Source organism: Janthinobacterium woesei, from assembly GCF_051380875.1.
Lineage (GTDB): Bacteria > Pseudomonadota > Gammaproteobacteria > Burkholderiales > Burkholderiaceae_D > Janthinobacterium.
Genome location: NZ_JBNYXW010000052.1, coordinates 1 through 1416 on the forward strand (window position 1 = coordinate 1; position 1416 = coordinate 1416).

Genomic DNA, 1416 nt, shown 5'->3' on the forward strand with positions numbered 1-1416 from the left:
GTGCGGCGCAGCAGCGACTACGAGGAGGTTGATGCCCGCGTCACCAAGTACGGCACGATGACGGTCAAGAAGGTACTCTACACGGCGCCGTCGCGACTGGTGGGCCACCGCCTGAAGGTACGCATCTTCAGCGAAAAACTCGAGTGCTGGCTGGGCAACGTCTGCGTGCTCGAATTGACGCGCGGCCAGCCCGACGCGGCCAACGGGCGCGGCAAGGTCGTCGACTACCGCCACCTGCTGCCGGCGCTCAAGCGCAAACCCGGCGCGCTGGCGCGCTCAGTGCTGCGCGACGCGCTGTTTCCGCGCACCGAATACCGCCTGATGTGGGCCCAGCTCAAGGAGCAACTGCCGGAAGCGGGCGCGTGCCGGCTGATGGTGGGCTTGCTGGACCTCGCCGGCAACGGCGGCTGCGAGGCGGCACTGGCGCAGCGCCTGGCGCTACTGCTCGATAGCGGACAATTGCCGGATCTAGAGCAATTGCGGCTAGAACTGGCGCCGCGCCCCGCACACTACCAGGACGTGGCCGTGACGCTGCCCGACCTGGCCACCTACGACCAGCTGCTGGAGGCCGCGTGACGGACGTGGTGGCACGCCTGCCGCTGATCCTCACGGAACTGCGCTTGCCCACCATCAAGCGGCTGTGGGGCGCGCTGGCGGCCCAGTCGAACAAAGAGGGCTGGCCCGCCGAACGCTTCCTCGCCGCCGTGATGGAGCATGAACTGGCCGAGCGGGAAACGCGGCGTCTAGAGCGGCACCGGCTCGAGTCGCAACTGCTGCCCGGCAAGCTGCTGTCGAGCTTCGACTTCACGACCGTGCCTACCGTATCGAAAGCCCATGTCACCGCACTGGTCGAGGGTGATGGCTGGATTGAACAGGGCGCCAACCTGCTGCTGTTCGGGCCACCCGGCGTGGGCAAAAGCCACCTCGTGTGCGCTATCGGAAACGGCCTAATTGATCGCGGTTACCGCGTGCACTTCACACGCACCAGCGACCTCGTTCAGCGACTACAGGTGGCGCGCCGCGAGATGCGGTTGCCGGCCGAGATCGCCAAGCTGGATCGCTTTGACCTGCTGATCCTCGACGACCTGAGCTATGTCCGGCGTGACCAGGCAGAAACGTCCGTGCTATTTGAACTGATCGCGGCGCGCTATGAGCGCAAGAGCCTGGCCATTACTGCTAACCAACCGTTCTCAGGCTGGGATCAGGTGTTTCCGGAGGTGGCGATGACGCTGGCGGCGGTTGATCGACTGGTGCATCACTCGACCATCTTCGAGCTCAACGTGGAAAGCTATCGGCGTCGTGCCGCGAAGTCGGCGCAGGCGCCGGCCAGCGGCAAGGCGACAACTCAGAAGGATTAACAACAACTCGCTTCACCGGCCAAGATAATTGACGCCGACCGGCCAAGATAGTTGACGC

General features: G+C 65.0%; 1 protein-coding gene and 1 pseudogene. Both read left to right on the forward strand.

The genetic code is table 11. The annotated features are described in order from the left end of the window. Positions 1-576, forward strand: a pseudogene (locus ACQ4W6_RS25700) (IS21 family transposase); the annotation flags it as partial. Beyond that, entirely contained in the window at positions 573-1358 is a 786-nt protein-coding gene (istB, locus tag ACQ4W6_RS25705; protein WP_436569985.1) for an IS21-like element helper ATPase IstB, read from the forward strand. The pseudogene ACQ4W6_RS25700 and the gene istB, both read left to right, overlap by 4 nt. The last annotated feature ends 58 nt before the right edge of the window (positions 1359-1416 follow it).